At 70.6% G+C, this 25,820-nt stretch carries 24 protein-coding genes; 11 read left to right on the plus strand and 13 right to left on the minus strand.

Going from position 1 to position 25,820, the window contains the following annotated elements; genetic code table 11:
- Window positions 1–12 precede the first annotated feature (12 nt).
- Window positions 13–1,044, plus strand: coding sequence for a tryptophan--tRNA ligase (gene trpS / locus ACKOB8_RS15020; RefSeq protein WP_526378644.1), 1,032 nt, complete (start codon window positions 13–15; stop codon window positions 1,042–1,044).
- The gene (gene yhjD, locus ACKOB8_RS15025) at window positions 1,044–1,874 is read left to right on the plus strand and encodes an inner membrane protein YhjD (protein WP_526378646.1); all 831 of its coding nucleotides are present in this window, start codon (window positions 1,044–1,046) and stop codon (window positions 1,872–1,874) included. The genes trpS and yhjD overlap by 1 nt, the downstream gene beginning before the upstream one ends.
- On the opposite strand, the gene ACKOB8_RS15030 is transcribed toward yhjD, so the two are convergent.
- The 4 genes from ACKOB8_RS15030 to ACKOB8_RS15045 are packed head-to-tail and all read right to left on the minus strand — an operon-like array spanning window position 1,844 to window position 6,366.
- Window positions 1,844–3,247, minus strand: a complete 1,404-nt coding sequence (locus ACKOB8_RS15030; RefSeq protein ID WP_526378690.1) for an HNH endonuclease signature motif containing protein — start codon at window positions 3,245–3,247, stop codon at window positions 1,844–1,846. The two genes, yhjD and ACKOB8_RS15030, sit on opposite strands and share 31 nt — an antisense overlap.
- A gap of 42 nt (window positions 3,248–3,289) precedes the next feature.
- Window positions 3,290–4,495: a D-alanyl-D-alanine carboxypeptidase family protein gene (locus ACKOB8_RS15035; protein WP_526378648.1), complete on the minus strand. Its 1,206-nt coding sequence runs from the start codon at window positions 4,493–4,495 to the stop codon at window positions 3,290–3,292.
- Between the two features lie 57 nt (window positions 4,496–4,552).
- The gene (locus tag ACKOB8_RS15040; protein ID WP_526378650.1) at window positions 4,553–5,938 is read right to left on the minus strand and encodes an aspartate aminotransferase family protein; all 1,386 of its coding nucleotides are present in this window, start codon (window positions 5,936–5,938) and stop codon (window positions 4,553–4,555) included.
- Window positions 5,935–6,366: an Lrp/AsnC family transcriptional regulator gene (locus ACKOB8_RS15045; RefSeq protein WP_526378692.1), complete on the minus strand. Its 432-nt coding sequence runs from the start codon at window positions 6,364–6,366 to the stop codon at window positions 5,935–5,937. Before ACKOB8_RS15045 ends, ACKOB8_RS15040 begins: the two co-directional genes overlap by 4 nt.
- Window positions 6,367–6,488: 122 nt before the next feature.
- Here ACKOB8_RS15045 and ACKOB8_RS15050 point away from each other — a divergent pair, with 122 nt between their 5' ends.
- Complete coding sequence (locus ACKOB8_RS15050) at window positions 6,489–7,958, plus strand: aminobutyraldehyde dehydrogenase (RefSeq protein ID WP_526378694.1); 1,470 nt, start codon at window positions 6,489–6,491, stop codon at window positions 7,956–7,958.
- Between the two features lie 3 nt (window positions 7,959–7,961).
- On the opposite strand, the gene ACKOB8_RS15055 is transcribed toward ACKOB8_RS15050, so the two are convergent.
- From ACKOB8_RS15055 to sdhC, 5 genes are read right to left on the minus strand one after another with little or no spacing between them, the layout of a single operon-like run.
- Entirely contained in the window at window positions 7,962–9,686 is a 1,725-nt protein-coding gene (locus tag ACKOB8_RS15055) for an amino acid permease (protein ID WP_526378652.1), read from the minus strand.
- Window positions 9,687–9,738: 52 nt separating this feature from the next.
- A complete protein-coding gene (locus tag ACKOB8_RS15060; protein ID WP_526378654.1) occupies window positions 9,739–10,524 on the minus strand; it encodes a succinate dehydrogenase/fumarate reductase iron-sulfur subunit in 786 nt (261 codons plus the stop codon).
- A gap of 2 nt (window positions 10,525–10,526) precedes the next feature.
- Window positions 10,527–12,281 (minus strand): succinate dehydrogenase flavoprotein subunit, encoded by a 1,755-nt coding sequence (gene sdhA / locus ACKOB8_RS15065; RefSeq protein ID WP_526378656.1) that lies wholly within the window; start codon window positions 12,279–12,281, stop codon window positions 10,527–10,529.
- 12 nt (window positions 12,282–12,293) lie between these two features.
- The gene (locus ACKOB8_RS15070) at window positions 12,294–12,767 is read right to left on the minus strand and encodes a succinate dehydrogenase hydrophobic membrane anchor subunit (RefSeq protein WP_526378658.1); all 474 of its coding nucleotides are present in this window, start codon (window positions 12,765–12,767) and stop codon (window positions 12,294–12,296) included.
- A complete protein-coding gene (gene sdhC / locus ACKOB8_RS15075; protein ID WP_526378660.1) occupies window positions 12,764–13,162 on the minus strand; it encodes a succinate dehydrogenase, cytochrome b556 subunit in 399 nt (132 codons plus the stop codon). The genes ACKOB8_RS15070 and sdhC overlap by 4 nt, the downstream gene beginning before the upstream one ends.
- Before the next feature lie 85 nt (window positions 13,163–13,247).
- Here sdhC and ACKOB8_RS15080 point away from each other — a divergent pair, with 85 nt between their 5' ends.
- Window positions 13,248–14,333: an adenosine deaminase gene (locus ACKOB8_RS15080; protein WP_526378696.1), complete on the plus strand. Its 1,086-nt coding sequence runs from the start codon at window positions 13,248–13,250 to the stop codon at window positions 14,331–14,333.
- Here the strand turns inward: ACKOB8_RS15080 and ACKOB8_RS15085 are convergent.
- Together ACKOB8_RS15085 and satS are read right to left on the minus strand one after the other, a co-directional pair.
- Window positions 14,330–15,799 (minus strand): HNH endonuclease signature motif containing protein, encoded by a 1,470-nt coding sequence (locus ACKOB8_RS15085; protein ID WP_526378662.1) that lies wholly within the window; start codon window positions 15,797–15,799, stop codon window positions 14,330–14,332. The two genes, ACKOB8_RS15080 and ACKOB8_RS15085, sit on opposite strands and share 4 nt — an antisense overlap.
- Before the next feature lie 180 nt (window positions 15,800–15,979).
- Window positions 15,980–17,236, minus strand: a complete 1,257-nt coding sequence (gene satS / locus ACKOB8_RS15090) for a protein export chaperone SatS (protein WP_526378664.1) — start codon at window positions 17,234–17,236, stop codon at window positions 15,980–15,982.
- A 33-nt stretch (window positions 17,237–17,269) separates the two neighbouring features.
- On the opposite strand from satS, the gene upp reads away from it, so the two are divergent.
- Window positions 17,270–17,893 carry a uracil phosphoribosyltransferase gene (gene upp, locus ACKOB8_RS15095; RefSeq protein WP_526378666.1) on the plus strand — a complete coding sequence of 208 codons (624 nt, stop codon included), beginning with the start codon at window positions 17,270–17,272 and terminating at the stop codon, window positions 17,891–17,893.
- Window positions 17,894–17,945: 52 nt separating this feature from the next.
- Window positions 17,946–19,118 carry an amidohydrolase gene (locus ACKOB8_RS15100; protein ID WP_526378668.1) on the plus strand — a complete coding sequence of 391 codons (1,173 nt, stop codon included), beginning with the start codon at window positions 17,946–17,948 and terminating at the stop codon, window positions 19,116–19,118.
- Window positions 19,119–19,120: 2 nt separating this feature from the next.
- Here the strand turns inward: ACKOB8_RS15100 and ACKOB8_RS15105 are convergent, their stop codons facing one another.
- The gene (locus ACKOB8_RS15105; RefSeq protein WP_526378670.1) at window positions 19,121–19,600 is read right to left on the minus strand and encodes a gamma-glutamylcyclotransferase family protein; all 480 of its coding nucleotides are present in this window, start codon (window positions 19,598–19,600) and stop codon (window positions 19,121–19,123) included.
- 36 nt (window positions 19,601–19,636) lie between these two features.
- On the opposite strand from ACKOB8_RS15105, the gene ACKOB8_RS15110 reads away from it, so the two are divergent.
- The 5 genes from ACKOB8_RS15110 to ACKOB8_RS15130 are packed head-to-tail and all read left to right on the plus strand — an operon-like array spanning window position 19,637 to window position 25,080.
- Window positions 19,637–21,043, plus strand: a complete 1,407-nt coding sequence (locus ACKOB8_RS15110) for an NAD(P)H-quinone dehydrogenase (protein WP_526378672.1) — start codon at window positions 19,637–19,639, stop codon at window positions 21,041–21,043.
- Window positions 21,044–21,067: 24 nt separating this feature from the next.
- Window positions 21,068–22,786: a glycerol-3-phosphate dehydrogenase/oxidase gene (locus tag ACKOB8_RS15115; RefSeq protein WP_526378674.1), complete on the plus strand. Its 1,719-nt coding sequence runs from the start codon at window positions 21,068–21,070 to the stop codon at window positions 22,784–22,786.
- A gap of 8 nt (window positions 22,787–22,794) precedes the next feature.
- Complete coding sequence (locus tag ACKOB8_RS15120) at window positions 22,795–23,625, plus strand: pseudouridine synthase (protein ID WP_526378698.1); 831 nt, start codon at window positions 22,795–22,797, stop codon at window positions 23,623–23,625.
- Window positions 23,622–24,479, plus strand: coding sequence for an alpha/beta fold hydrolase (locus ACKOB8_RS15125; protein WP_526378676.1), 858 nt, complete (start codon window positions 23,622–23,624; stop codon window positions 24,477–24,479). The genes ACKOB8_RS15120 and ACKOB8_RS15125 overlap by 4 nt, the downstream gene beginning before the upstream one ends.
- Before the next feature lie 52 nt (window positions 24,480–24,531).
- Complete coding sequence (locus ACKOB8_RS15130; RefSeq protein WP_526378678.1) at window positions 24,532–25,080, plus strand: DUF1269 domain-containing protein; 549 nt, start codon at window positions 24,532–24,534, stop codon at window positions 25,078–25,080.
- Here ACKOB8_RS15130 and nei2 read toward each other — a convergent pair.
- Complete coding sequence (nei2, locus tag ACKOB8_RS15135) at window positions 25,049–25,819, minus strand: endonuclease VIII Nei2 (RefSeq protein WP_526378680.1); 771 nt, start codon at window positions 25,817–25,819, stop codon at window positions 25,049–25,051. The genes ACKOB8_RS15130 and nei2 overlap by 32 nt on opposite strands.
- Between the last annotated feature and the right edge of the window lies 1 nt (window position 25,820).

The following is a 25,820-nucleotide window of genomic DNA, read 5'->3' on the forward strand; positions in this document are numbered from 1 at the left end:
GATTGTTCCACCATGACCGCGCCCACGAGTCCCGTTAGCCGCCCGCAACCCGGGGTCGTGTTCTCCGGTGTGCAGCCCACCTCCGACTCGCTGCATCTGGGCAACGCGCTGGGCGCGGTGAACCAGTGGGTGGGCCTGCAGGACGACTACCGGACTTTCTTCTGCGTGGTCGACCTGCACGCGATCACCGTCCCGCAGGATCCCGCGGTGCTGCGCAGGCGCACCCTGCTCACCGCCGCCCAGTTCATCGCGCTGGGCATCGACCCCGCCCGCGCGACGATCTTCGTGCAGAGCCACGTTCCCGCCCATACCGAATTGTCCTGGGTGCTCGGCTGTTTCACGGGTTTCGGCCAGGCGTCCCGGATGACGCAGTTCAAGGACAAGTCGGCCAAGCAGGGCGCGGACTCCGCGACCGTGGGCCTGTTCACCTATCCGGTGCTGCAGGCGGCAGACGTGCTGCTCTACGACACCAACCTGGTCCCGGTCGGCGAGGACCAGCGCCAGCATCTCGAGCTCGCCCGAGACGTCGCGCAGCGGTTCAACGCCCGCTTTCCGGAAACCTTCGTGGTGCCCGAGGTGCTGATCGGGCAGAGCGCGAAGATCTACGACCTCGCCGAACCCACCGCCAAGATGAGCAAGTCCGCGGCCAGCGACGCGGGCCTGATCAACCTGCTCGACGATCCCGCGATCACCGCCAAGAAGATCCGCTCGGCCGTCACCGACAGCGGACGCGAGATCCGCTACGACGCCGAGGCCAAGCCCGGTGTCTCCAATCTGCTGGCCATCCAGTCCGCGGTCACCGGCATACCCGTCGACACCCTCGTCGACGGGTACGGCGGCCGCGGCTACGGCGATCTGAAGTCCGACACCGCCGAGGCGGTGGTCGCCTACGTCACCCCGATTCAGCGGCGGGTGGACGAACTGCTGGCCGACCCCGCCGAACTGCAGGCCGTCCTGGCCGAGGGCGCCGGGCGCGCCCGGGAGGTCGCCGGGCGGACCCTGGGCCGGGTGTATGACCGGCTCGGCTTCCTCCCCGCCGGCTGATGGGCCTGCTGGCGCGACTGCGGGTCCGGTACCCCTGGCTGGACCATGCGGTGCGCGCCCAGCAGCGCTACGACAGGTCCCAGGGCGACTTCTACGCCGCCGGGATCAGCTACTTCACCCTTTTCGCACTCTTCCCGCTGCTGATGGTCGGCTTCGCCGTGGTGGGGTTCGTCCTGGCCAGCCGTCCGCAGCAACTGGCCGAGATCGACAGCCGGGTCAAGGCGGCGGTCCCCGGGGAGTTCGGTGAGCAGATCCTGAGCCTGATGGACGCCGCGATCGCCTCGCGCACCTCGGTGGGTGTGATCGGTCTGGTCACCGCGCTGTACGTCGGGTTGCTGTGGATTCAGCGAGTGCGCGCCGCGCTCAGTCAGATGTGGGGGCAGGACTTTCCGTCGCCGGGCTTTCTCAGCATCAAGGTCTCCGATGTGGCGGCCCTGGTGGTGGCGTTCCTGGCCAGCCTGCTGTCCCTCGGCTTGAGCGCGATGGCCGGTTCGGTGCTGACGCTGACCGGATTCGCCCGGGCGGGCTCGCTGGTGTTGTCGATCCTGGTGGCATGGCTGCTGTTCACCGCGATGATCGCCCGGTTGCCACACGACCCGATCGCGCTGCGCCGGTGCGCGCGCGCGGGCCTGCTGGCGGCGGTCGGATTCGAGGTGTTCAAGCAGGCCGGTTCGATCTACCTGCGGGTGGTGCTGCACGGCCCGGCCGGCGTCACCTTCGGTCCGGTGCTGGGCCTGATGGTGTTCGCCTACATCACCGCGCGGCTGATTCTGTTCGCTGCGGCGTGGGCAGCCGAGCGCTACCCGGGATCGTCCTCCGCGGCGGTCTGATCGCGCAGTAACACCTCCTCGGGGTGGTGATAGTCATTGACGCGGGCCTGCCCGCGGTCGAGGTGCGGTGGCGGTATCCACTCAGTTCGGTTGTCGCTCTTGCGTTTTCGGGTGCTCCATCCGTTCGGGGTCCCGTCGACCAGCCGGTTGTCGCATCCGCAGGCCAGAGTGAGCTCAGCGATGTCGGTGTTTCCGCCGTGCTGCCAGTCGCGCTCGGCGTGGTGGACCTGACTGTGATAGGCCGGCGCCGTGCAGCCGGGCTTGGAGCATCCACGTTCCAGTGCGTGCAGGACGAGGCGCTGTCCAGCGCTGGCGGTGCGTCGGGTGCGCCCGTAGTAGAGCTGGATCTCCCGCGGGTTGTGCAGCAGCACCAGGTAGGGGTGGACCTCGGCGGCCATCCCGAAAAGGGTGGGGATCGGCACGCGGGTGCCGCCACCGGTGTGGGCTGATCCGGCCGCGGCGGTCAGGTCGGCCAGCGTCGCGGTCGCCACAACGGTGACCGGCAGTCCGTTGTGCTGCCCCAGTTGTCCGGAGGACAGCATCGCCCGGCAGACGGCCTTCACGGCGTCGTGGGTGCGCTGTGCGGCGCTGCGGGTGTCGCCGGCGATCTGGTCCTGGGACGGGCCACCCGGGCCAGCAGGGCCACCCTGGCCAGCGGGGAGGCAGTGGCCGGGGCTGGCGAGTTTGGCGAAGATGGCGTCGAGGGCCGCCCGCAGTTCGGGATCGATCCACCCCGAGATCCGGCTCATCCCGTCGAGTTCCTGGCGGCCCAGGGTCACACCGCGTTTGCGGGCGTGCTCGCGCTCGTCGTCGAGCGTGCCGTCCTGGTCGAGGTAGCCCATCAGTTGGCGGGCGACATCGCGCAGTCCCTCCGGGGTCAGCCCGCCGGCGAGTCCACTCAGCTGGGATTCGGCAGCCGAGCGGGTGCCGAGGTCGATGTCCGCCGGCAGCTGGTCCATGAAGGACCGGATCACGGTGACGTGCTCGGCGCCGATCTCGCCCCGGGCCTGCGCCGCCGCCGTGCCCGGCAGCGCCGGCTCCAGGCGATCCCCGGTGACCGCGCGGCGTGGTCCGAGCTGGTCGGCCTCGGCGATGCGGCGGCCGGCGTCGAATCCGCTGATGCCCAGCCGGTCGGACAGCACGGCCCGCCAGGACTTGGCACCCATCTCTTTCGGCGTGGCCTGGGACTGCAGGTGAGCGAGCAGCGCATGCTCGGTGCTGGGCTGGCGGCGCCGATGAGTCTCCAGGCGGTGCAGCACCGTCAGCACCTGCCCCGGCCCCAGCGCGTGGACCGGCAGCGCGGCCAGCTTGTCCCAGGCCGTTTCGACCGCGTCCAGGGCAGCCATCACCGCCTCGGCGTCGGGGGTGCGCATCTCCATGAATCGAACATTAGTTCGAGGGTCCGACAAGAACGGCTAGGGCCGGGCCCCGACCCGCTGATTCAGCGACCGCGCAGCCATGATCAGGCTGAACACCACACCGGTTCCGATCACCGCAACCCCGATCCGGATCGGCAGCGCGTCGGCGGTCAGCACCGGCACCGACGTGGCGGGTCCGGCGTCGGGCTTGGGCGGCAGCAGCGACGGGTCCGGCTCGATCAGGGTGCCGACCTTGGTGCCCGGAGCGGTGGCGAAACCGTAGTCGAGCAGCCGCGCGGCCTGCTCCCACGGCGCGATCGGCTGGCGGGTTCCGCGCAGCAGCACGGCCACCAGCCGCCGCCCGTCGCGCTGGGCGGCCCCGACGAATGTCTGGCCGGCGTCGTCGGTGTAGCCGGTCTTGCCGCCGAGGGCGCCCGGGTAGTTGTAGAGCAGCTTGTTGTCGTTCTCCACCGGGTAGGGCGGTTGGTCGGGGGCGTCGGGGAACTGATAGGTCCGGGTGCGCACGATGTCGGCGAAGATCGGGTTGTTGAAGGCGTAGCGGTAGAACAGGCCCATGTCGTAGGCCGAGGTGCTCATCCCCGGGCCGTCCAGACCCGACGGGGTGGCCGCCCGGGTGTCGCGCCCACCGAGCTTGCCCGCCAGCACGTTGAGCTTGCCCAGCGCGGCCTGCATGCCGCCGAGCTGAGCCGCCAGCGCGTGGGCGGCGTCGTTGCCGGAGTACATCAGCAGGCCGTGCAGCAGGTCGCTGACGGTGTAGCGGCCGTCCGGATCGACGCCGACCTTGGTGCCCTCGACGTTGGCGTCGTCCTGGGTGCCGGTGACGATCCGGTTCAGCGGGAGCTCGTTGATGGCCTGCATCGCCGTGAGCACCTTGACCAGACTGGCCGGCCGGTGCCGGCCGTGTGGGTCGCGGGCGGCGATCACGTCGCCGGTGTCCAGATCGGCGACCAGCCACGACTCGGCGGAGACGTCGCCGGGCACGGGCGGGGTGCCGGCGGCCACGATGACCCCGCAGCCGGCCAGCGCGTCGCCGCCGACCGGCGCGGCCGGCACCGGCAGCGGCTGGGGCGGGTCACCGGCGGTCGGAACCTCCGAGGAGTCCACCGCGGGCGGCGTGGACACCCGGTAGGGGCAGTTCTCCTCGGCCCAGGCCGGAGCCACCGCCGGCCAGGCCGCCGTCAGCAGGACCGCGGCCGTCGCCGTGATCGGTCCGGCCGGGCGCCGCAGGGTCCATGTCGCCATCGACACGCAGGGTAGGCGACATCGGGGCGGAAACCGGGGAGCCGCGCGGGGGGCGGCTCAGAGCAGGCGGCTGGCCTCGCCGAGCACCCGGTGCAGGATCCGGTAGATCTCGTTGAACTCGGCGGGGCCGCTGATCAGCGGCGGAGCCAGCTGGATGACGGGATCACCACGGTCGTCGGCCCGGCAGTACAGCCCGGCCTCGAACAGCGCCACCGACAGGAATCCGCGCAGCAGCCGCTCGCTCTCCTCGTCGTCGAAGGTCTCCCGGGTGGCCGCGTCCTTGACCAGTTCGATGCCGTAGAAGAAGCCCTCGCCGCGGACGTCGCCGACGATCGGCAGCTCCAGCAACTGCTCGAGGGTGGACCGGAAGATCGGCGCATTGGTCTTCACGTGGTCGTTGATGCCCTCGCGTTCGAAGGCGTCGAGGTTGGCCAGCGCGACCGCCGCCGAGACCGGGTGCCCGCCGAACGTGTAGCCATGCCCGAACATGGTCTTGCCGTCGTTGTACGGCTCGAAGAGCCGGTCGGTGGCGATCATCGCGCCGATCGGCGAGTAGCCCGAGGCCATGCCCTTGGCGCAGGTGATGATGTCGGGCTGGTAGCCGAAATCCTCGCAGGCGAACATCGACCCGATCCGGCCGAACGCGCAGATCACCTCGTCGGAGACCAGCAGCACGTCGTACTCGTCGCAGATCTCGCGGACCCGCTCGAAGTAGCCCGGCGGCGGCGGGAAGCAGCCGCCGGCGTTCTGCACCGGCTCCAGGAACACCGCGGCGACGGTGTCCGGGCCCTCGAACTCGATGGCCTCGGCGATCCGGTCGGCGCAGTACTGCCCCCACGCCTTGATGTCGGTGTTGTAGGGCTCGGGCGCCCGGTAGTAGTTGGTGTTGGGCACCCGGAATCCGCCCGGCGTCAGCGGCTCGAACGGCTTCTTGAAGTCCGGCAGGCCGGTGATCGCCAGCGCCCCCTGCGGGCTGCCGTGATAGGCGATCGCGCGGGAGATGACCTTGTACTTGCCCGGCCGGCCGGTCAGCTTGAAGTACTGCTTGGCCAGTTTCCAGGCGCTCTCGACGGCCTCGCCGCCGCCGGTGGTGAAGAACACCCGGTTGAGGTCGCCGGGGGCGTAGTGCGCCAGCCGCTCGGCCAGTTCGATCGCCGGGGGTGTCGCGTAGGACCAGATCGGGAAGAACCCCAGCTGCTCGGCCTGTCTGGCGGCGGCCTCGATGAGGTCCCTGCGGCCGTGCCCGAGCTGGACGTTGAACAGGCCCGACAGGCCGTCGAAGTAGCGCTTGCCGTAGCTGTCATAGACATAGACGCCCTCGCCGCGGGCGATGATCGGCGGGGCGATCCCGCGGCCGTGCCGGGCGAAGTGGCCCCACAGGTAGCGCTCCGCCTTCGCGTCCAGTACGGAGGTGAGGTCCTGGGTGGTTGTCTCGAGTGTCATCGGGTGCCCCAATTGTATTGCTGTTTCACGAGTTTGAGATAGACCAGGGTCTCCGTCGAGGACACCCCGGGAACGGCGCGGATCTCGGTGTTGAGCAGTTCGAGCAGCTCGCTGTCGTCGGCGCACACCACCTCGACGATGATGTCGAAGCTACCCGCGGTCAGCACCACGTAATCCACCGCGGCCACCTTGGCCAGCTTCTCGGCCACCCTGGTCGCGTCGCCCTGGCAGCGGACCCCGATCATCGCCTGGCGGGTGAAGCCCAGCTGCATCGGGTCGGTGACCGCGACGATCTGCATCACCCCGCCGTCGACCAGCCGCTGCACCCGCTGGCGGACCGCGGCCTCGGACAGCCCGACCGCCTGCCCGATGCCGGCGTAGGAGCGCCGGCCATCGGACTGCAGGCTCTCGATGATGGCCTTGGACATGTCGTCGAGATGGGCGGGCACCCCCTGATTGTGCACGGAATCCGTCGTGCAGAGCAACGCGGGCTGATGAAATCCGGGGTTTGGCCGGTCAAGGCGGGGCGAAAACGTAGCATTGGCCCGTGATTGCGAGCAGCTGGATCGAGGGCGCGCCGGTGGTCACCGGCGGCGGCAACCATCAGGTGATCAACCCCGCCGACGGCTCGGTGGTGGCCGAGTTCGCGATGGCCCAGCCCGCCGACGTGGACATCGCGGTGGCCTCGGCCCGCGCGGCGCTGTCCGGCTGGGCGGGCGCCACGCCGGGCGAGCGCTCGGCGGTCCTGGCCACGCTGGCCGAGGTCCTGGCCGCCTCCGCCGAGGAGGTCATCGCCGAGGAGGTCAGCCAGACCGGCAAGCCGGTGCGTCTGGCGACCGAGTTCGACGTGCCGGGCAGCATCGACAACATCGCGTTCTTCGCCGGTGCGGCCCGTCACCTGGAGGGCAAGGCCAGCGGTGAGTACTCCGCCGACCACACCTCCTCGATCCGCCGCGAGGCGGCGGGGGTGGTCGCCACCATCACGCCGTGGAACTACCCGCTGCAGATGGCGGTGTGGAAGGTGATCCCCGCGCTGGCCGCCGGGTGCACGGTGGTGATCAAACCCGCCGAGCTGACCCCGCTGACCACCCTGACCCTGGCCCGGCTGGCCAAGCAGGCCGGGCTGCCCGACGGTGTGCTCAACGTGGTCACCGGCGCCGGCGCCGATGTCGGTGCGGCGCTGGCCGGCCACCGCGACGTCGACGTGGTCACCTTCACCGGCTCGACCGCGGTCGGGCGCCGGGTGATGGTCGCCGCCGCCGCGCACGGTCACCGCACCCAGCTCGAGCTCGGCGGCAAGGCGCCGTTCGTGGTGTTCGACGACGCCGACCTCGACGCGGCCGTCCACGGGGCGGTGGCCGGGTCGCTGATCAACTCCGGCCAGGACTGTACGGCGGCCACCCGCGCGATCGTGGCCACGAATCTCTACGACGACTTCGTCGCCGGGGTGGCCGACCTCATGGGCAAGGTCGTCGTCGGCGACCCGCAGGACCCCGACACCGACCTGGGTCCGCTGATCTCCTTCGCGCACCGCGACAAGGTGGCCGGAATCGTCGCCCGGGCACCCGATCAGGGCGCGAGGGTGATCATCGGCGGATCCGCGCCGGAGTTGCCCGGCGCCTACTACCTGCCGACGCTGCTGGCCGACGTGGGCGAGGACTCGGAGGCCTATCGCGACGAGATCTTCGGGCCGGTGCTCACGGTGCGCCGCCACGACGGCGACGACGACGCGCTGCGGCAGGCCAACGACACCGACTACGGCCTGGCCGCCTCAGCCTGGACGCGCGACGTGTACCGCGCGCAGCGGGCGTCGCGGGAGATCAGGGCGGGCTGCGTGTGGATCAACGACCACATCCCGATCATCAGCGAGATGCCGCACGGCGGGTTCGGCGCCTCCGGCTTCGGCAAGGAGATGAGCGACTACTCCTTCGAGGAGTACCTCAGCATCAAACACGTGATGAGCGACATCACTGCATCAGTCGAAAAAGGCTGGCACCGAACGATTTTCAAGCTCCGCTGAGCTTTACTCCTCCGGTTCTCGGGTGAATTCCACCCCGGTCTCCGGGTCGATGGCGGTCTCGCCCGGCGGCAGATTGGACAGGTCCGGGGAGATCACCGTGGGCATGTCGCCGGAGTCGGGCAGACCGAGGGTGGGCACCTTCACCGCGGGCTCGAGCACCAGATCCGCGCTGGACCGCCGCGACAGGGTCAGGCCGTGGAAGAAGTCCGGCGAGGCGATCCACCAGACGATCATCACCACCACACCGATCAGCAGTCCGCCGATCCCAACCACCGCCACCGCACCCCAGCCGAAGATCGTGACGTTGTTGCCGGCGTCGTCGACCAGCCAGTCCGGCTTGGCGTACTGGATCAGCCCGTAGACGAACACCGCGGTCAGGATCAGCCCGCCGGCGAGCGGGATCAGTCCGCGCATCACCAGGTCCCGCGCCGAGGCGGTGAGGTCCTTGCGGTAGAACCACACGCACGCGAACCCGGTCATGCCGTAGTAGAAGGCGATCATCAGACCGACCGAGCCGATCAGTGCGGAGAGCAGGTTCGGGGAGACCAGGGTGAACAACACGTAGAACAGAATCGACACCACGCCCATCGTGATCGTGGAGACGCTCGGGGTCAGATAGGTGCGGTGGATCTTGGCGAACGAACTCGGCAGCGCCTTGTACACGCCCATCGACAGCGTGGTGCGCGCGGTCGGCAGGATCGTGGTCTGGGTGGAGGCCGATGCCGAGGTCAGGATCGACGCGGCCAGCAGCAGCAGGGCGACTTTGCCCAGCAGGCTGTCGCCGAACAGGTCCGGTCCGATTGCGGCGAACACGTCGTCGGCGTTGTCCTCGTTGCCCAGCCCGACGCCCTCCTTGCCCACCCCGGCGAAGGCGATCGCCGCGACCGCGACCAGGGCGTAGGTCGCCAGCAGCAGGAACGTCGAGATCACCGCGGCGCGTCCGGGCGTGCGGCCGGGGTCGTCGGACTCCTCGTTGCAGGCCACCGCGGTGTCCCAGCCCCAGTAGATGAAGATCGCGGCCAGCACCGTCGGGGCGATCACGGTCGAGAAGTCCAGCCCGGCCGGCCAGAACCAGTCCAGTGAGGGTTTGATCGAGTACGGCTCGGCGGTGTTGGTGTACACCCTGAACAACGCGACCGCCGCGAACACCGCCAGCACCACCAGTTCGGTGGCCAGCAGCCCGTACTGGACGCGCGCCGAGACCTCGATGCCGCGGTAGCAGATGTAGGTCATCAGCACGATCCAGATCACGCCCGCCACCGTCGAGGCGAAGGTGCTCTCGGCCAGGGCGGCCACCGAGGTCCAGCCCAGGCCGCCGACGAAGGTGAACGAATACGCTCCGGCGATCTGGGCGAGGTTGGCCATCACGATCACGTCGGCGGCGATGATGCCCCAGCCACCCAGCCAGCCGACCAGCGGCCCGAACGCCCGGGTCGACCAGGTGAAGGTGGTGCCGCAGTCCGGTTCGGCCTTGTTCAGTTCCTGGTAGGCCACCGCGATCATGTACATCGGGATGAACGCCAGCAGCAGGATGGCCGGCGCCTTGACCCCGGCGAGGATGACGCCGCCGGTGGCGACCACCAAACCCAGGCTGGCGGCCAGCGAGTAGGCCGGCGCGGTGGAGGCCATGCCGACCACGATGCTCGACACCAGTCCCAGCGCACCGCCCTTGAGGCCCTTGCTGTCGACTGAACTGCTTGCCGCGAAAGTGGCTTCGCCTTTGCTCACGGGTTCTCCTACCGCCGGGTGACCGTGAGCAGAGTACGGTACGGCGGCCGGCTCAGCGCGCGAACATCAGCGCGCGCTTGACCTCCTGGATCGCCTTGGTCACCTGGATGCCGCGCGGGCAGGCTTCGGTGCAGTTGAACGTGGTGCGGCAGCGCCACACGCCGTCGATCTCGTTGAGGATCTCCAGCCGCTCGGCCGCACCCTCGTCACGGCTGTCGAAGATGAACCGGTGGGCGTTGACGATCGCCGCGGGGCCGAAGTAGCTGCCCTCGTTCCAGAACACCGGGCAGCTGGTGGTGCAGCACGCGCACAGGATGCACTTGGTGGTGTCGTCGTAGCGCTCCCGGTCGGTCGGGCTCTGGATGCGCTCCCGGGTCGGCGGGTTGCCGGTGGTGATCAGGTACGGCTTGACCGCGCGGTAGGCGTCGAAGAACGGTTCCATGTCGACGACGAGGTCCTTCTCCACCGGCAGTCCGCGGATCGGTTCGATGGTGACCGTCAGCGGCTTTCCCTGCTTGCGCGGCAGCAGGTCGCGCATCAGCACCTTGCAGGCCAGCCGGTTGATGCCGTTGATGCGCATCGCGTCCGAGCCGCACACCCCGTGCGCGCAGGAGCGGCGGAAGGTCAGCGTGCCGTCCAGGTAGCTCTTGACGTAGATCAGCAGATTGAGCAGCCGGTCGCTGGGCAGGCAGGGCACCCGGAAGCTCTGCCACCCCCCGGAGTCGGCGTGGGCGTCGGGGTCCTCGGGGTTGAACCGGGCGATCTTCAGCGTCACCATCACCGAGCCCTCGGGCACGGGCGGCAGCGGCGGGTCCTGCGTCTCGACTGTTGCGGTCATGTCTAGTACTTGCGCTCCATCGGCTCGTAGCGGGTCTGCACGACCGGCTTGTAGTCCAGCCGGACGTCGCTCAGGAGGTCGGCGCCCTCCTTGTAGGCCATCGTGTGGCGCATGTAGTTGGTGTCGTCGCGGTTGGGGTAGTCCTCGCGGGCATGGCCGCCGCGGGATTCCTTGCGGTTGAGTGCGCCGGCCACCGTCACCTCGGCCAGTTCCAGCAGGAACCCGAGTTCGATGGCTTCGAGCAGGTCGCTGTTGTAGCGCTTGCCCTTGTCGTGCACGGTGATTCGGGCGTAGCGCTCCTTGAGCGCGTGGATGTCGGTGAGTGCCTGCTTGAGGGTTTCCTCGGTGCGGAACACCGCCGCGTTGTTGTCCATCGACTGCTGCAGTTCGCCGCGGATGTCGGCCACCCGCTCGTTGCCGTGCTCGGAGAGGATATTGGCCACCCAGTCGACCACCATGCTGGCCGGGTCGGGCGGCATGTCGACGAAGGGGTTGCCGAGCGCGTAGTAGGCGGCGGCGAGGCCGGCGCGGCGGCCGAACACGTTGATGTCCAGTAGCGAGTTGGTGCCCAGCCGGTTGGCGCCGTGCACCGACACGCACGCACACTCCCCGGCGGCGTAGAGCCCGGGCACCACCTTGGTGTTGTCGCGCAGCACCTCGCCGATCACCGTGGTCGGGATGCCGCCCATCACGTAGTGGCACGTCGGGTAGACCGGCACCAGTTCGGTGACCGGGTCCACGCCGAGGTAGGTGCGGGAGAACTCGGTGATGTCGGGGAGCTTGGCCTCCAGGACGTCCTCGCCGAGGTGGCGCACGTCGATGTAGACGTAGTCCTTGTGCGGCCCGGCGCCGCGGCCCTCGAGGACCTCCAGCACCATCGAGCGGGCGACGATGTCGCGCGGGGCGAGGTCGACGATGGTCGGCGCGTAGCGCTCCATGAATCGCTCGCCCTCGCCGTTGAGCAGCCGCCCGCCCTCGCCGCGGACCGCCTCGGAGATGAGGATGCCGAGCCCGGCCAGCCCGGTCGGATGGAACTGGTGGAACTCCATGTCCTCCAGCGGCAGGCCCTTGCGGAAGACGATGCCCAGACCGTCGCCGGTCAGGGTGTGAGCGTTGGAGGTGGTCTTGTACATCCGGCCCGAGCCGCCGGTGGCCAGCACCACCGCCTTGGCGCGGAAGACGTGGATGTCGCCGGTGGCAAGCTCGTAGGCGACCACGCCGGTGGCGACCGGTCCGCGGGCGGTCTCGGAGAGGACCAGGTCGAGCGCGTAGAACTCGTTGAAGAATTTCACGTCGTGCTTGACGCAGTTCTGATAGAGGGTCTGCAGGATCATGTGGCCGGTGCGGTCGGCGGCGTAGCACGCGCGGCGCACCGGGGCTTTGCCGTGATCGCGGGTGTGCCCGCCGAACCGCCGCTGGTCGATGCGTCCCTCCGGGGTGCGGTTGAACGGCATCCCCATCTTCTCCAGGTCCAGCACCGCGTCGATGGCTTCCCGGCACATGATCTCGACGGCGTCCTGGTCGGCGAGGTAGTCCCCGCCCTTGACGGTGTCGAAGGTGTGCCACTCCCAGTTGTCCTCTTCGACGTTGGCCAGCGCGGCGCACATGCCGCCCTGGGCCGCGCCGGTGTGGCTGCGGGTCGGGTAGAGCTTGGTCAGCACCGCGGTGCGCACCCGCGGGCCGGCCTCGACGGCGGCGCGCATGCCGGCGCCGCCGGCTCCGACGATGACGACGTCGTAGCGGTGTTCATGGATCATCGGCGAGGTTTCCTAGATGTTCGGGTCGAAGGTGACCAGGGTGTACGTGCCAACCAGCAGGATGAGGATCATCGCGACCGCCAGCAGCGCGTTGAGCCAGAACCGGGTGCTGTCCTTGCGGGCGTAGTCGGCGATGATCGTGCGCAACCCGTTGCCGCCGTGCAGCTGGGCCAGCCAGAGCATGGACAGGTCCCAGATCTGCCAGAACGGCGAGGCCCAGCGCTGGGCGACGTAGTTGAAGTCGATGCGGTAGACGCCGTTCTCCATCATCAGCCCGATGAACAGGTGGCCGATGACCAGGAAGACCAGCACCACCCCGGAGAAGCGCATGAACAGCCAGGCGTACTTCTCGAAGTTGGGCGTGCCGGCCCGCCGGCGCGGCGCCCGCGGGTTGTCCAGGCTGGCCGGGCGGTCGTAGTCGCGCTCCATGACCGGCGCCGGCGGGCCCAGCCGTCCTTCGCCCGGGGAGAGGGGAGTGGTGGTCATAGGAACCGCTCCGCCATGTGCATGCCGATGACCACCGTGGCGGGAACCACCAGCAGCAGCCACCCGGCCGCGACCGCCCACAGCATCTGGCGCTGGTAGCGCGGCCCCTGCGACCAGAAGTCGACCAGGATCACCCGCACGCCGTTGAGCGCGTGGTAGAGCACGCAGGCGACCAGGCCCAGTTCCATCAGGCCGACGATCGGGGTCTTGTAGCTCTCGACCACCGCGTTGTAGGCCTCGGGGCTGACCCGCACCAGCGCGGTGTCCAGGACGTGAACGAAGAGGAAGAAGAAGAGGGTGGCTCCGGTGATGCGGTGCAGCACCCATGACCACATACCCGGGTCGCCGCGGTAGAACGTTCGGCGCTTGCGGGGCGCCTGGACGGCTGAAGTCATCAGGTCCTCCAAGGTTCTAAGACAGGCTGGCCTACCTTTGACTTTAACCCGCTCGGGGCCCTCAGATAGTGACGATTGGATGGCGATGATCACACCGCTGACCCTGGAGATGATCCAGCAGGCGCCCAAGGCGTTGCTGCACGATCACCTCGACGGCGGGCTGCGCCCGGCGACGGTGATCGACATCGCCGGGCAGGTCGGCTACGACGGCCTGCCCAGCACCGACGCGGCCGAGCTGGCGGCCTGGTTCCGCACCGCGGCCCACAGCGGTTCGCTGGTCCGGTACCTGGAGCCCTTCGCCCACACCGTCGCGGTGATGCAGACCGCCGAGGCGCTGCACCGGGTGGCCAGCGAATGCGTGGCCGACTTGGCCGCCGACAACGTCGTCTACGCCGAGGTCCGTTTCGCGCCGGAGCTGCATCTGACGACCGGCCTGACGCTGGACGAGGTGGTCGAGGCGGTGCTGGCCGGCTTTGCCGACGGGGAGCGGGCGGCCGCCGCCGACGGCAGGGAGATCCGGGTGCGCTGCCTGGTGACCGCCATGCGCCACGCCGCCCGCTCGCGGGCGATCGCCGAGCTGGCGATCCGGTTCCGCGACCGGGGTGTGGTCGGGTTCGACATCGCGGGCGCCGAGGCCGGCCATCCGCCGTCGCGCCACCTGGACGCGTTCGAGTACATGCGGGCCAACAACGCCCGCTTCACCATCCACGCCGGCGAGGCGTTCGGGCTGGCCTCCATCCACGAGGCGCTGGCCTTCTGCGGCGCCGACCGGCTGGGCCACGGCGTGCGCATCGTCGACGACATCGACCAGTCCGGCGGCACCCCGCGCCTGGGCCGGCTGGCGTCGATCGTCCGTGACAAGCGGATCCCGCTGGAGCTCTGCCCGAGTTCCAACGTCCAGACCGGGGCGGTACCCAGTCTGGAGAAGCACCCCTTCGACCTGCTTGCGCGGCTGCGCTTCCGGGTGACCGTCAACACCGACAACCGGCTGATGAGCGACACCAGCATGAGCCGCGAGATGCTCCGGCTGGTCGAGACCTTCGGCTACGGCCTGCGCGACCTGCAGTGGTTCACCGTCAATGCGATGAAGTCCGCGTTCATCCACTTCGACGAGCGCCTGGCGATCATCGACGAGATCATCAAGCCGCGCTACGCCGCCCTGGCGGGCTAGAAGGGCGGCGGATCGTCGCCGGGCTGCTCGGGCGTCTCGGGTTTCTCCGGCGCTCGCGCGGCCTCGATCTCCCGGCGGTTGCGGGCCCGTTCGTCGGCGACGTAGCGGGCCCGGTTGCGGGCGCGGCTGAACTTGCGCCGCGGCATCTTCAGGGAGCGCTCGCCGCTCGGCGGGCTAACCGGAGGAGTCGGCGGGCCCACCGTCGGGGCCAGCAGGGTGGGGAACAGCAGCGCGCTGCCCGGTGTGGTGACGTAGGTCTGCCCGTCGGGCAGGGTCCAGATCACCGTTCCATCCGGCAGTTGCCGGTCGCGCCAGCCCCAGAAAGTTTTGACGAGATGATGAAAACGGCAGAGGCACTTCAGGTTTGATGCGTGCGTGCAGCCGCCGCGACTGTGCGGGACGGTGTGGTCCACGTCGCAGTCGATGGCAGGCTGGTCGCATCCGGGCGCCCGGCAGGTCAAGTCGCGGGCCCGGACGAAATCGATCAGCGACGGCGAGGGCCGGTAGCCCTTCTCGGCGACGCCGTCGACCGGCTCGCGCAGGGGGCGCTGCTCGGCCAGCGGCGCGATATCGCGCAGGACCTCGGCGGGGATCAGGGCGTCGGCCCCCAGCAGGTACCCCGGCTGCTCGGAGTTGCCGTCGAGGGCCGCCTTCTCGGCCACCACGTGGATGACGACTCCCGACGACGCCGATGTGGGGCCGGTCGGCGCGGCGGCGGTACAGCCGGTGCCCTCGCAGCGGCAGCTGAGCCGGTCGGCTCCGGCGGCCAGGGCGCCGAGGGCGTCGGCGCGGCGCTGGGGCAGCGTGCGCGGGTCGTTGTCGCACACCGTGGCGGCCAGCGCGTCGAGTCTCTTGTCGAGAAGGTGGGCGTCGGTGGCGAAGAGCCGTCCGGAGAGGTCGGCGGTTCCGTCGGCGGGCTCCCAGATGGTGACGTCGCGGTCGCGGGTGCGTTCGCGTTCCCGGCGCACCGCCTCGGGGTCGCGCTTGGAGACGATGCGGTCGATCTCGCGGGCCAGCCGCCCGCGGGTCATCGACGGCCACCGTGCGGTGCGCTCGGCGATGCGGCGGTCCACCTCGGCCATCACGTCCTCGTCGGTGATCAGCGCGGTGCGGTAGACGACGGTCTGGAAAACCAGCATGTCGATCGCGCCGTCGCCGAACACCTCGCTGACGGCGGGCAGTCGCTGCATGGCCTGCGCGTAGTGCATGTAGCTGCCGGCTTTGCCGAGGCTGACGCGCAGTACGGCGGCCACCTCCGCGCCCACGACCGCCCAGGTGTCGACGGCCCAGTCCGCGTTCTCGCCGCATTCGGCGCGGCGCATCTCGAACAGTTTCCCGATCGCCGCCAGCCGCCGGGCGGCCGCGCGGTTCTCCTCGCGGGTGGCCGCGGCGATCTCCCACAGCGTGGCCCGCGACTCGGCCGTGTCGGCGGGCTCGAAGTAGGTGCTCAGCCGGTAATCGAACATACATTCGAGAGTAGCGGCGCCCACCGACAAGTCGCGGGCTTCGGCGCCCACCGACAAATCGGAGGCTTCGGCGCCCACCGACAAATCGGAGGCTTCGGCGCCCACCGACAAGTCGCCGGCTTCGGCGCTATTCGCGCCTCAGCCGCGACACGGGCTCTGATGTCGTCGCCGGCTTCGGCGCTATTCGCGCCTCAGCCGCGACTCCACGAACCTCTCGAGCGCTTCCCACTCCTTGACCGCCGCCGCGTAGGGCGGGCCGGGGCGGCGGCCGGACTCGGGGTCCAGCACGTAGCCGACCAGCCGGCCCAGCGCGGTGTCGGGCGCCAGCATCGTGTCCACCACGTCGTCCTCCGAGTAGTCGCCGACGTCGCGCACGAATTCCACCGCCAGCGCCAGCTGGTCGCGGTCGAGGGCATCGGGCCCCTCGCCGATGTCCTCGGCCAGACCGTTGAGGACGTAGACGTTCTCGTCGCTGACGTCGACCTTCAGCGAGCCGTCGGTCGCCGCCGTCCGGATGTCGTCGTAAGTGCTCAGATCCGCCAGATCGTGGTCGTGCTCGTCGGCCAGGTACCGGGCCAGCGCCCGCTCCGATCCGAACACACTGACCCGCCCGTTGCGACCGAGGAAGATCGGCTTCTCGTCCAAGTAGCACCGCAGCGTGTAGAGCGTGCCCTCCCCGGACATCACCCGAACCGGGTCGATACCGACGTGCTCCCAGAAGTTCGCGTCACCGCCGAGCACCATCCGCTCGGCCCGGTCGGCGATCACGTCATCGTCGGAATCGGAGTCCGAGCCGCCCACCGCCGCCGCGACGACATCCAGCTCCTCGTCGTCCTCGTAGGGCTCCTCCAACTCCGCGGCGGCCCGGGCCGAGGCGCGCGCGTCGACCTCGGGTGTGGTGATCACCTCGTCGATCGCCGCAAGTACGTCATTCCAGCTGCGGGAGATCACCGTGCCGACAATGTTCCAGCGCTTCTTGCCGGCCCGGCCGGAGAACTGCTCCATCCCGCCCGACACCATGCCCAGACTGGGGTTGCCGTTGAAGAACCGGGTGACCGGCGGCAGCTCGCACACCGATCCGATGGACGCGGCGACGGTGAGGGCGGTGGCCAGCGCGGCGACGGACTCCTCGGTGGGCTTCTCGGCCAGCAGGTCCTCGACCGCGACGAGATCGGCATGCCGGTCGTCGGCGGGCATCAGCTTGTGGGCGTTGGCCGCCGTCAGCCTCTTCCAGGCCGGGTGGTCGCTGAGGTCGTTCTCGGCGCCGGACTGGACGAACCCGGCCAGGTCGGCCACCGAGGTGAACGCATACAGGTCGTCGCCCTTGCCCAGGAAGGCCTCCCAGTCGTCGCCGGCGTCGCGCCAGCGGGGAGCCCACAGGGTGTAGAGGTCACCCGCGGTGACGCTGAGGCGAATCGGTACCAGCTGTGCAGCCATGCGGGACAGCCTAACGACCTACAGTTTGAGCCCATGGACGTGCATGTGGTCGACCACCCGTTGGCGGCGGCCCGACTGACCACGCTGCGCGACGAGCGGACCGGCAACGCCGGGTTCCGCGCCGCCCTGCGCGACCTGACCCTGATGCTGGTCTACGAGGCCACCCGCGACGCCCCCCGCGAGCAGATCGGCGTGCGCACCCCGCTGGGCGACACGACCGGTCAGCGGCTGGCCACCCCGCCGCTGCTGGTGCCGGTGCTGCGGGCCGGACTGGGCATGGTCGAACAGGCGCACGCCCTGATCCCTGAGGCCAGGGTGGGTTTCGTCGGCGTCGTGCGCGACGAGAGCACCCACCGGCCGACCACCTATCTGGAGTCGCTGCCGGCGGACCTGGGCAGCCAGCCGGTGATGGTGCTCGACCCGATGCTGGCCACCGGCGGGTCGATGACCCACACCATCGAGCTGCTGCAGGCCCGGGGCGCGACGGACATCACCGTGGTGTGCGTGGTCTGCGCGCCCGAGGGCGTGGCCGCGCTGCAACGGGTGGCTCCCGGGGCCAGGTTGTTCACCGCCGCCGTGGACGTCGGCCTCAACGCCGATGCCTACATCGTGCCGGGACTCGGCGACGCCGGGGACCGCCAGTTCGGGCCCCGCTGACTGAGCTGATCGCGGCGGCAGGAGCCGCGGCACGGCAGCCTAGACTGCCAGGATGCCCCTGGCCGATGCAGCCGAGTCGTGGCTGGCAGCCAACTACGACGACGTGATCGCGTGGCGCCGTCACATCCACCGCCACCCCGAACTGGGTTTCCAGGAATCGGCCACCACCCAGTTCGTCGCCGACCGGCTCGTCGAGGTCGGTCTCAACCCCAAGATCCTGCCCGGCGGCACCGGACTGACCTGTGACTTCGGGCCTGAGCATGCGCCGCGGATCGCGCTGCGCGCCGACATCGACGCGCTGCCGATGGACGAGCGCACCGACGCGCCCTACTCCTCGGCGGTGCCGGGGGTGGCGCACGCGTGCGGCCACGACGCCCACACCGCCATGCTGCTCGGCGCGGCCCGGGCCCTGGCGGCGGCGCCGGAACTGCCGGTCGCGGTCCGGCTGATCTTCCAGCCCGCCGAGGAACTGATGCCCGGCGGCGCGATCGAGGCGGTCGCGGCCGGCGTGCTGTCCGGGGTCTCGCGGATCTTCGCGCTGCACTGCGACCCGCACCTGGCGGTCGGCCGGGTCGCGGTGACCGCCGGCCCGATCACCTCGGCGGCCGACTCCGTCGAGATCACGCTGCACTCACCGGGCGGGCACACCTCCCGGCCGCACCTGACCACCGATCTGGTCTACGGGATGGGCACGGTGATCACCGGCTTGCCCGGCGTGCTGTCCCGGCGCATCGACCCGCGCCACGGCACCGTGGTGGTGTGGGGGGTGGCCAGCGCCGGCGCGGCCCCCAACGCGATCCCGCAACTCGGGACCCTGGCCGGCACCGTGCGCACCGCCAGCCACCAGACCTGGCTGACGATGGAAAGCCTTGTCCGCGAGACGGTTTCGGGCCTGCTGGCCCCGCTGGGGATCGAGCACTCGCTGCAGTACCGGCGCGGGGTGCCGCCGGTGATCAATGAGGAACGCAGCACCCAGATCTTGTCGCATGCGATCGAGGCCGTCGGCCCGGAGGTGCTCGCCGACACCCAGCAGTCCGGCGGCGGGGAGGACTTCTCCTGGTATCTGGAGCGGGTCCCCGGCGCGATGGCCCGGCTGGGCGTGTGGGACGGCCGCGGCCCGCAGCTCGATCTGCACCAGCCCAACTTCGACATCGACGAGCGCGCGCTGGCGATCGGGATCCGGGTGCTGGTCAACCTCGTCGAGCAGGCCGCGCTCTTCGAGTGAGGCTAGAGCGCGGTCCCCGGGCCGATATTGCGCGACGGCCGGGTGCGCAGGTCGTGGACGTACTCCGAGGGCGCCCCGGCCACCTCGGCGGCGTCGGCCATCACCCCCAGATACCGGGCTGAGGGCAGCCCGCCCTCCCAGGCGTCCAGCACGTACAGCCAGGCCAGTGCGGGATCGGTTGTGGTGTCGGAGGATTCGCGGTCGATGCGGCAGCGGATCTTCTTGTGCAGACCGAGTTCGGAGCCCTCCCAGCGGTCCAGGTTGCGCTCGTCGGCCGCGGTCACGTCGTAGAGCACCACGAACACCCGGGAGATCGGGTCCTCCACCACGGTGGCCAGCGCCCCCTCCCAGCCGATGTCCTCGCCGGCGAAGGTCAGCCGCCAGCCGAAGAGCCAGCCGGTGCCGGCCATCGGGGAGTGCGGGGCCCGCTCCATCATCTGCTCCGGGTCCATGTTGGATCCGTAGGCGGCGTAGAGCGGCACGGGGAAAGACTACGCATTTCCTGTTTAGATAGGCGCGTGACCACCCGGATCGTGATCCTCGGCGGGGGCCCCGCCGGTTACGAGGCGGCCCTGGTGGCGGCCGCCCGGGACGCCGCGGTCACCGTGGTCGACTCCGACGGGATCGGCGGGGCGTGCGTGCTGTTCGACTGCGTGCCGTCGAAGACCTTCATCGCCTCCACCGGAGTGCGCACCGAGCTGCGCCGGGCGTCGGGCCTGGGCTACGACATCGGCCACGAGGACGCCAAGATCTCGCTGCCCCAGATCAACAACCGGGTCAAGACGCTGGCCCGCTCGCAGTCCGCCGACATCGGCACCCAGCTGCTCGGCCAGGGTGTGGAGGTGATCGGCGGGCGCGCCGAGTTGATCGACAGCGTGCCGGGCATGGCCCACCACCGGGTGCGGGTGAGCTGCCCGGGCGGCGCGGAGCGGGTGCTCGACGCCGACGTGGTGCTCATCGCCACCGGCGCCAGCCCGCGGGTGCTGCCCGGTGCGGAGCCCGACGGCGAGCGCATCCTGAACTGGCGGCAGCTCTACGACCTCCAGGCGCTGCCCGAGCACCTGGTGATCGTGGGCTCGGGGGTGACCGGGGCGGAGTTCTGCAACGCCTACACCGAACTCGGGGTGACCGTGACGGTGGTCGCCAGCCGCGACCAGATCCTGCCGCACGAGGACAGCGACGCCGCGGCCGTGCTGGAGGCCGTGTTCGCCGAGCGCGGCGTGACGCTGCTGAAGAACGGCCGCGCCGAGTCGGTGGCCCGCACCGAAGCGGGGGTGCGGGTGACGCTGGCCGACGGCCGGGTGGTCGACGGCAGCCACGCGCTGATGACCGTCGGCTCGGTGCCCAACACCGCCGGCCTGGGTCTGGAGCGGGTCGGGGTCGACCTCGGCCCCGGCGGCTACATCCCGGTCGACCGGGTGTCGCGGACCGCCGCGGCCGGCATCTACGCCGCCGGGGACTGCACCGGACTGCTGCCGCTGGCGTCGGTGGCGGCCATGCAGGGGCGCATCGCGATGTACCACGCGCTCGGGGAGGGGGTGGCGCCGATCCGGCTGCGCACGGTGGCCTCGGCGACGTTCACCCGGCCCGAGATCGGTGCGGTCGGGGTGCCGCAGACCGCCATCGACAGCGGCAGCGTGCCGGCCCGGGTGCTGATGCTGCCGCTGAACACCAACGCCCGGGCCAAGATGTCGCTGCTGCGCCGGGGTTTCGTGAAGATCTTCTGCCGGCCGGCCACCGGGGTGGTGATCGGCGGGGTGGTGGTGGCGCCGATCGCCTCCGAGCTGATCCTGCCGATCGCGCTGGCGGTGCAGAATCGCATCTCGGTCACCGACCTGGCCCAGACCCTGTCGGTCTACCCGTCGCTGTCGGGCTCGATCGTCGAGGCGGCCCGACGCCTGATGGCGCACGACGATCTCGACTAGCCTCTGCCCTGTGAGGAGTTCCCGGTGAGCGATCCCGTCCTGGGCCCGGCCCGCCGCGCCGAGGCGTGGCAGGAGCTGGGCCGCGAGAAGTTCGACGTCGTGGTGATCGGCGGCGGCGTGGTCGGGGCGGGCGCGGCGCTGGACGCCGCCACCCGCGGGCTTCGGGTGGCACTGGTGGAGGCCCGCGACTTCGCGTCGGGCACCTCGAGTCGCAGCTCCAAGATGTTCCACGGCGGCCTGCGCTACCTCGAGCAGCTGGAGTTCGGCCTGGTCCGCGAGGCACTGCACGAGCGCGAGCTCTCGCTGACCACCCTCGCGCCGCATCTGGTCAAGCCGCTGCCGTTCCTCTTCCCGCTGACCCACCGCGTCTGGGAGCGGCCCTACATCGCGGCGGGGATCTTCCTCTACGACCAGCTGGGCGGGGCGAAATCGGTTCCGCCCCAGCGCCATCTGACCAAGTCCGGTGCGCTGCGGCTGGCACCGGGCCTGCGGCGCAGCTCGCTGATCGGCGGGATCCGCTACTACGACACCGTCGTCGACGACGCCCGCCACACCATGACCGTCGCGCGCACCGCCGCGCAGTACGGGGCGGTGGTGCGCAACTCCACCCAGGTGGTGTCGCTGCTGACCGAGGGCGACCGGGTGGCCGGGGTGCGGGTGCGGGATTCGGAGAACGGCGAGCACACCGACGTGCGCGGGCACGTCGTGATCAACGCCACCGGGGTGTGGACCGACGAGATCCAGGCGCTGTCGCGCCAGCGCGGCCGCTTCCGGGTGCGCGCCTCCAAGGGCGTGCACATCGTGGTCCCGCGCGACCGGATCGTCAGCGAGGTCGCCATCATCCTGCGCACCGAGAAGTCGGTGCTGTTCGTCATCCCGTGGGGCACGCACTGGATCATCGGCACCACCGACACCGACTGGAACCTCGACCTGGCCCACCCGGCGGCCACCAAGGCCGACATCGACTTCATCCTCGAGCACGTCAACACCGTGCTGGCCACCCCGCTGACCCACGACGACATCGACGGGGTGTACGCCGGGCTGCGGCCGCTGCTGGCCGGGGAGAGTGAGGAGACCTCCAAGCTGTCCCGCGAGCACGCGGTGGCGGTGCCCACACCGGGACTGGTCGCCATCGCCGGCGGCAAGTACACCACCTACCGGGTGATGGCCGCCGACGCGGTGGACGCCGCCGCCGAGTTCGTGCCGGCCCGGGTGGCGCCGTCGATCACCGAGAAGGTGCCGCTGCTGGGTGCGGACGGCTACTTCGCGCTGATCAACCAGACCGACAGCGCGGGCGAGCGCTACAACCTGCACCCCTACCGGGTGCGCCACCTGCTGGACCGGTTCGGCTCGCTGATCGACGAGGTGCTCGACCTCGCCGCCGACCAGCCCGACCTGCTCGAGCCGATCACCCACGCGCCGGTGTACCTGCGGGTGGAGGCGGCCTACGCCGCGGCGGCCGAGGGCGCGCTGCACCTGGAGGACATCCTCACCCGGCGCATGCGGGTCTCCATCGAATACCCGCACCGCGGGGTGGACTGTGCGCGGGAGGTCGCCGAGATCGTCGCGCCGATCCTGGGCTGGTCGGCGGCCGACGTCGACCGCGAGGTGTCCACCTACATCGCGCGGGTGGAGGCCGAGGTGCTCTCCCAGACCCAGCCCGACGACGCGTCCGCCGACGCGCTGCGGGTCGCCGCTCCCGAGGCGCGTGCGGAGATCCTCGAGCCGGTGCCCCTGACGTGAGCCGGCCGATCGCCGACGTGCTCGGCCCGGCCCGGCTGCGGGTGCACGGCGGCAACGTGGCCGACGAGTTCGGGCGGCGCTTCGGCGCGGCGGCCCGGGCGAAGGTGCTCGCCGGGCAGGTGGTCGACGCGCGCGGAGTCGCACTCGACGGCACGACCGAACTGCCGGCCGGCGCGCTGGTCTATCACCACCGCGACCTGCCCGACGAGATCGAGGTGCCCTTCGAGGTTCCGGTGCTCTACCGCGACGACAACATCGTCGTGGTGGACAAGCCGCACTTCCTGGCCACCATGCCGCGCGGCTCGCACGTCGCCCAGACCGCGGTGGTGCGCTTGCGCCGCGAACTTCAGCTGCCCGAGCTGTGCCCGGCGCACCGGCTCGACCGGCTGACGGCGGGGGTGCTGCTGTGCACGGTGCGCCGCGACGTGCGCGGGGCCTATCAGACGCTCTTCGCCCGTGGCGAGGTCGCCAAGACCTATCTGGCGTGGTCGTCGGTGACTTCGGGATTGGTTGGGCCGCAGATTGTTTCGAATCGCATCGTCAAACACCGCGGCGTGTTGCAGGCCAGGATCGAACCGGGGGAGCCCAACGCCGAGACCCTGGTCGAGCCGCGGGGTGAGGGCCGGTATCGGCTCACGCCGCGGACCGGGCGGACGCATCAGTTGCGGGTGCACCTGGCCGGGCTGGGCGTCCCGATCGACAACGACCCGCTCTACCCCGACGTCCTGGCCGTCGACCCCGGTGACTTCAGCCGGCCGCTGCGCCTGATCGCCCACCGGCTGGAGTTCGGCGACCCGCTGACCGGGCAGCGGCGGGTGTTCGTAAGCTCGCGCGCATGATCGAGACCCGCCGGATCACCGTCGAGGGCCTGGCTACCTCGGTTCTGGTCGGCGGGGCCGGGGCGCCCGGCGAGGCGGTGGTGTTCGTGCACGGCAATCCCGACGCGGGCGCGGACTGGATGCCGCTGATGACCCGCGTCGCCGAGTTCGCCGCCGTGGTCGCCCCCGATCTGCCCGGCTTCGGTGCCACCGACGAACGACCCGACGGCGACTACAACGTTCCCAGCTACGCGCGCTTCCTCGACGGGGTGATCCGCGCGCTGGGCGTGCAGCGGGTGCACCTGGTCGCGCACGACTTCGGCGGGCCGTTCGCGGCGGCGTGGGCGGCCGACCACCCCGCGCAGGTGGGCAGCGTGACGTTCGTGAACACCGGCGTGCTGCTGGGCTACCGCTGGCACCGGATGGCGCGGATCTGGCGCACCCCGCTGCTGGGGGAGCTGTCCATGCGAGTGCTGCGCCCGGATCTGGTGCGCGCGCAGCTGGCCCGGGAGAACCCCGGTCTGCCCCCGCAGTGGGTGGCGGTGCTCGCCGATCATCTGCAGCCGCGCAAGACCCGCCGCGCGGTGCTGCGGCTCTACCGGTCCACCCGGGCCGCTGACGGCGAGCAGCTGGCCGCGCGGCTGCGCGAACACGACCACGACGCGCTGGTCGTCTTCGGTGACGCCGACGCCTACATCCCGGTCGAGCAGGCCCGCCGGCAGCTGCGGGTGTTCCCGCGCGCCGAGATCGCGATCCTGCCCGGCCTGGGTCACTGGTGCTGGCTGGAGGACACCGATCAGGTGGCCGCGCGGCTGGTGCCGTTTCTGCGCACGCGACTCTCGGGCGACTCCCGGACTGAGGCCTTCCGGCCCTAGTGACCGGTCGGCGCCCGGGGTGAGGATCGGCTCATCAACCCGGGAGGCCGACATGGACGACAACCATCAGCTGATCATCATCGCGGCGTACCGCGACGTCGCCGTCGCGCGCGAGGACTTCGGTGAACTCGAGCGCCGGGCCGCCCACGGCATGGAGGCGCGGGCGGCGGTGCTGGTCACCAAGAACGCCGACGGTCACCCGGAAGTGGTCGAGGCGGCCAACCGGCACGGCCGGACCGCGGTGGCGTTCGGCGCCGGGATCGGGCTGATCTTCGGTCTGCTCGCCCCGCCGATGGCGCTGTCGGTGGCGGTAGGTGCGGCGGCCGGCGGGATGCTCGGCTCCCTCGCTGAGCACGAGCTGCGGACCGGCCTGCGCCACGAGGTCGGCCAGGCACTCGACGTCGGCACCGCGGTGGTGGTCGCGCTGGCCTACCCGAACGGCCGGGCGGCCATCGAGTCCTCGCTGTGGCAGGCCGACGCGACCCGTTCCCTGCGGCTGGACCGCTCAACGATCAAGGATCTCGACGCCGCGGTCGACGAGGTGGTGTCCACGCTCACACCGGCCGAGGTCAGCGCTGGCACGCCGGACACCAGTAGCTGACCCGGTCGGCGGGCTGCGGCGCGCTGCGCGCGATCGCGGTTCCGCAGCGCCGGCAGGGTCGGCCTTCGCGTCCGTAGACCCACAGTTCGCTGCCCGGGCGGGTGTCACCGGTGGTCGTGCGGTTCTGGCGGGCGCGGTTGGCCCACAGCATGTCCCGGGCGCGGGCGATTAGTCGCCGCGGGTCGGTGAGGGCAGCCACCGGGCTGGTGGGGAGCCGGCCGAAGACGAAACACAGCTCGTTGCAGTAGACGTTGCCCACCCCGGCCATCACCCGCTGATCGAGCAGCGCCTCGGCGAGTCCGCGGCTCGGATCGGCGGTGAGATTTTCGGCCGCCTTGTGCGGGTCCCAGTCCTCGCCCAGCAGGTCGGGTCCCAGATGGGCGACCGCGTCCTGGTCGTGCGCGCGGTCCAGGATCTCCAGGACGCCCAGGTCGATCCCGGCTGCGGTGACCGTCTTCGCGGTGTCGCGGGCCTGCAGCAGGATGCGGATCTTGTGGTCCGGCACCCCGCGCAGCGAGGTGCGCCAACTGCCGTCCATCTTCAGGTGCGAGTGGATGCTGGCCGGGCCGACCCGGATGAACAGGTGCTTGCCCCGGCTGAGGACCTCGTCGACTCGGTGGCCGGTCAGGTCGACCGTGGCGTAGCGGGGGACCCGGACGTCGCAGCGGGTCAGGGTCTTGCCGACCAGTGCACTGCGCAGGGTGGCGGCGGTGCGGAAGATGGTGTCGCCTTCGGGCACG

Origin of the sequence: Mycobacterium sp., from assembly GCF_046091765.1 — a bacterium.
Classification (GTDB): Bacteria; Actinomycetota; Actinomycetes; order Mycobacteriales; family Mycobacteriaceae; genus Mycobacterium.

Coding starts and splice junctions, on each gene's coding strand:
- sdhC (WP_526378660.1), bottom strand. CDS start 13,162: ATGACTTCAGCCGTCCAGGCGCCCCGCAAGCGCCGAACGTTCTACCGC.
- ACKOB8_RS15130 (WP_526378678.1), top strand. CDS start 24,532: ATGGACGACAACCATCAGCTGATCATCATCGCGGCGTACCGCGACGTC.
- ACKOB8_RS15045 (WP_526378692.1), bottom strand. CDS start 6,366: ATGTCCAAGGCCATCATCGAGAGCCTGCAGTCCGATGGCCGGCGCTCC.
- ACKOB8_RS15100 (WP_526378668.1), top strand. CDS start 17,946: ATGCCCCTGGCCGATGCAGCCGAGTCGTGGCTGGCAGCCAACTACGAC.
- yhjD (WP_526378646.1), top strand. CDS start 1,044: ATGGGCCTGCTGGCGCGACTGCGGGTCCGGTACCCCTGGCTGGACCAT.
- ACKOB8_RS15125 (WP_526378676.1), top strand. CDS start 23,622: ATGATCGAGACCCGCCGGATCACCGTCGAGGGCCTGGCTACCTCGGTT.
- ACKOB8_RS15070 (WP_526378658.1), bottom strand. CDS start 12,767: ATGACCACCACTCCCCTCTCCCCGGGCGAAGGACGGCTGGGCCCGCCG.
- ACKOB8_RS15035 (WP_526378648.1), bottom strand. CDS start 4,495: ATGGCGACATGGACCCTGCGGCGCCCGGCCGGACCGATCACGGCGACG.
- ACKOB8_RS15080 (WP_526378696.1), top strand. CDS start 13,248: ATGATCACACCGCTGACCCTGGAGATGATCCAGCAGGCGCCCAAGGCG.
- satS (WP_526378664.1), bottom strand. CDS start 17,236: ATGGCTGCACAGCTGGTACCGATTCGCCTCAGCGTCACCGCGGGTGAC.
- ACKOB8_RS15085 (WP_526378662.1), bottom strand. CDS start 15,799: ATGTTCGATTACCGGCTGAGCACCTACTTCGAGCCCGCCGACACGGCC.
- trpS (WP_526378644.1), top strand. CDS start 13: ATGACCGCGCCCACGAGTCCCGTTAGCCGCCCGCAACCCGGGGTCGTG.
- sdhA (WP_526378656.1), bottom strand. CDS start 12,281: ATGATCCATGAACACCGCTACGACGTCGTCATCGTCGGAGCCGGCGGC.
- ACKOB8_RS15040 (WP_526378650.1), bottom strand. CDS start 5,938: ATGACACTCGAGACAACCACCCAGGACCTCACCTCCGTACTGGACGCG.
- ACKOB8_RS15060 (WP_526378654.1), bottom strand. CDS start 10,524: ATGACCGCAACAGTCGAGACGCAGGACCCGCCGCTGCCGCCCGTGCCC.
- ACKOB8_RS15030 (WP_526378690.1), bottom strand. CDS start 3,247: ATGCGCACCCCCGACGCCGAGGCGGTGATGGCTGCCCTGGACGCGGTC.
- upp (WP_526378666.1), top strand. CDS start 17,270: ATGGACGTGCATGTGGTCGACCACCCGTTGGCGGCGGCCCGACTGACC.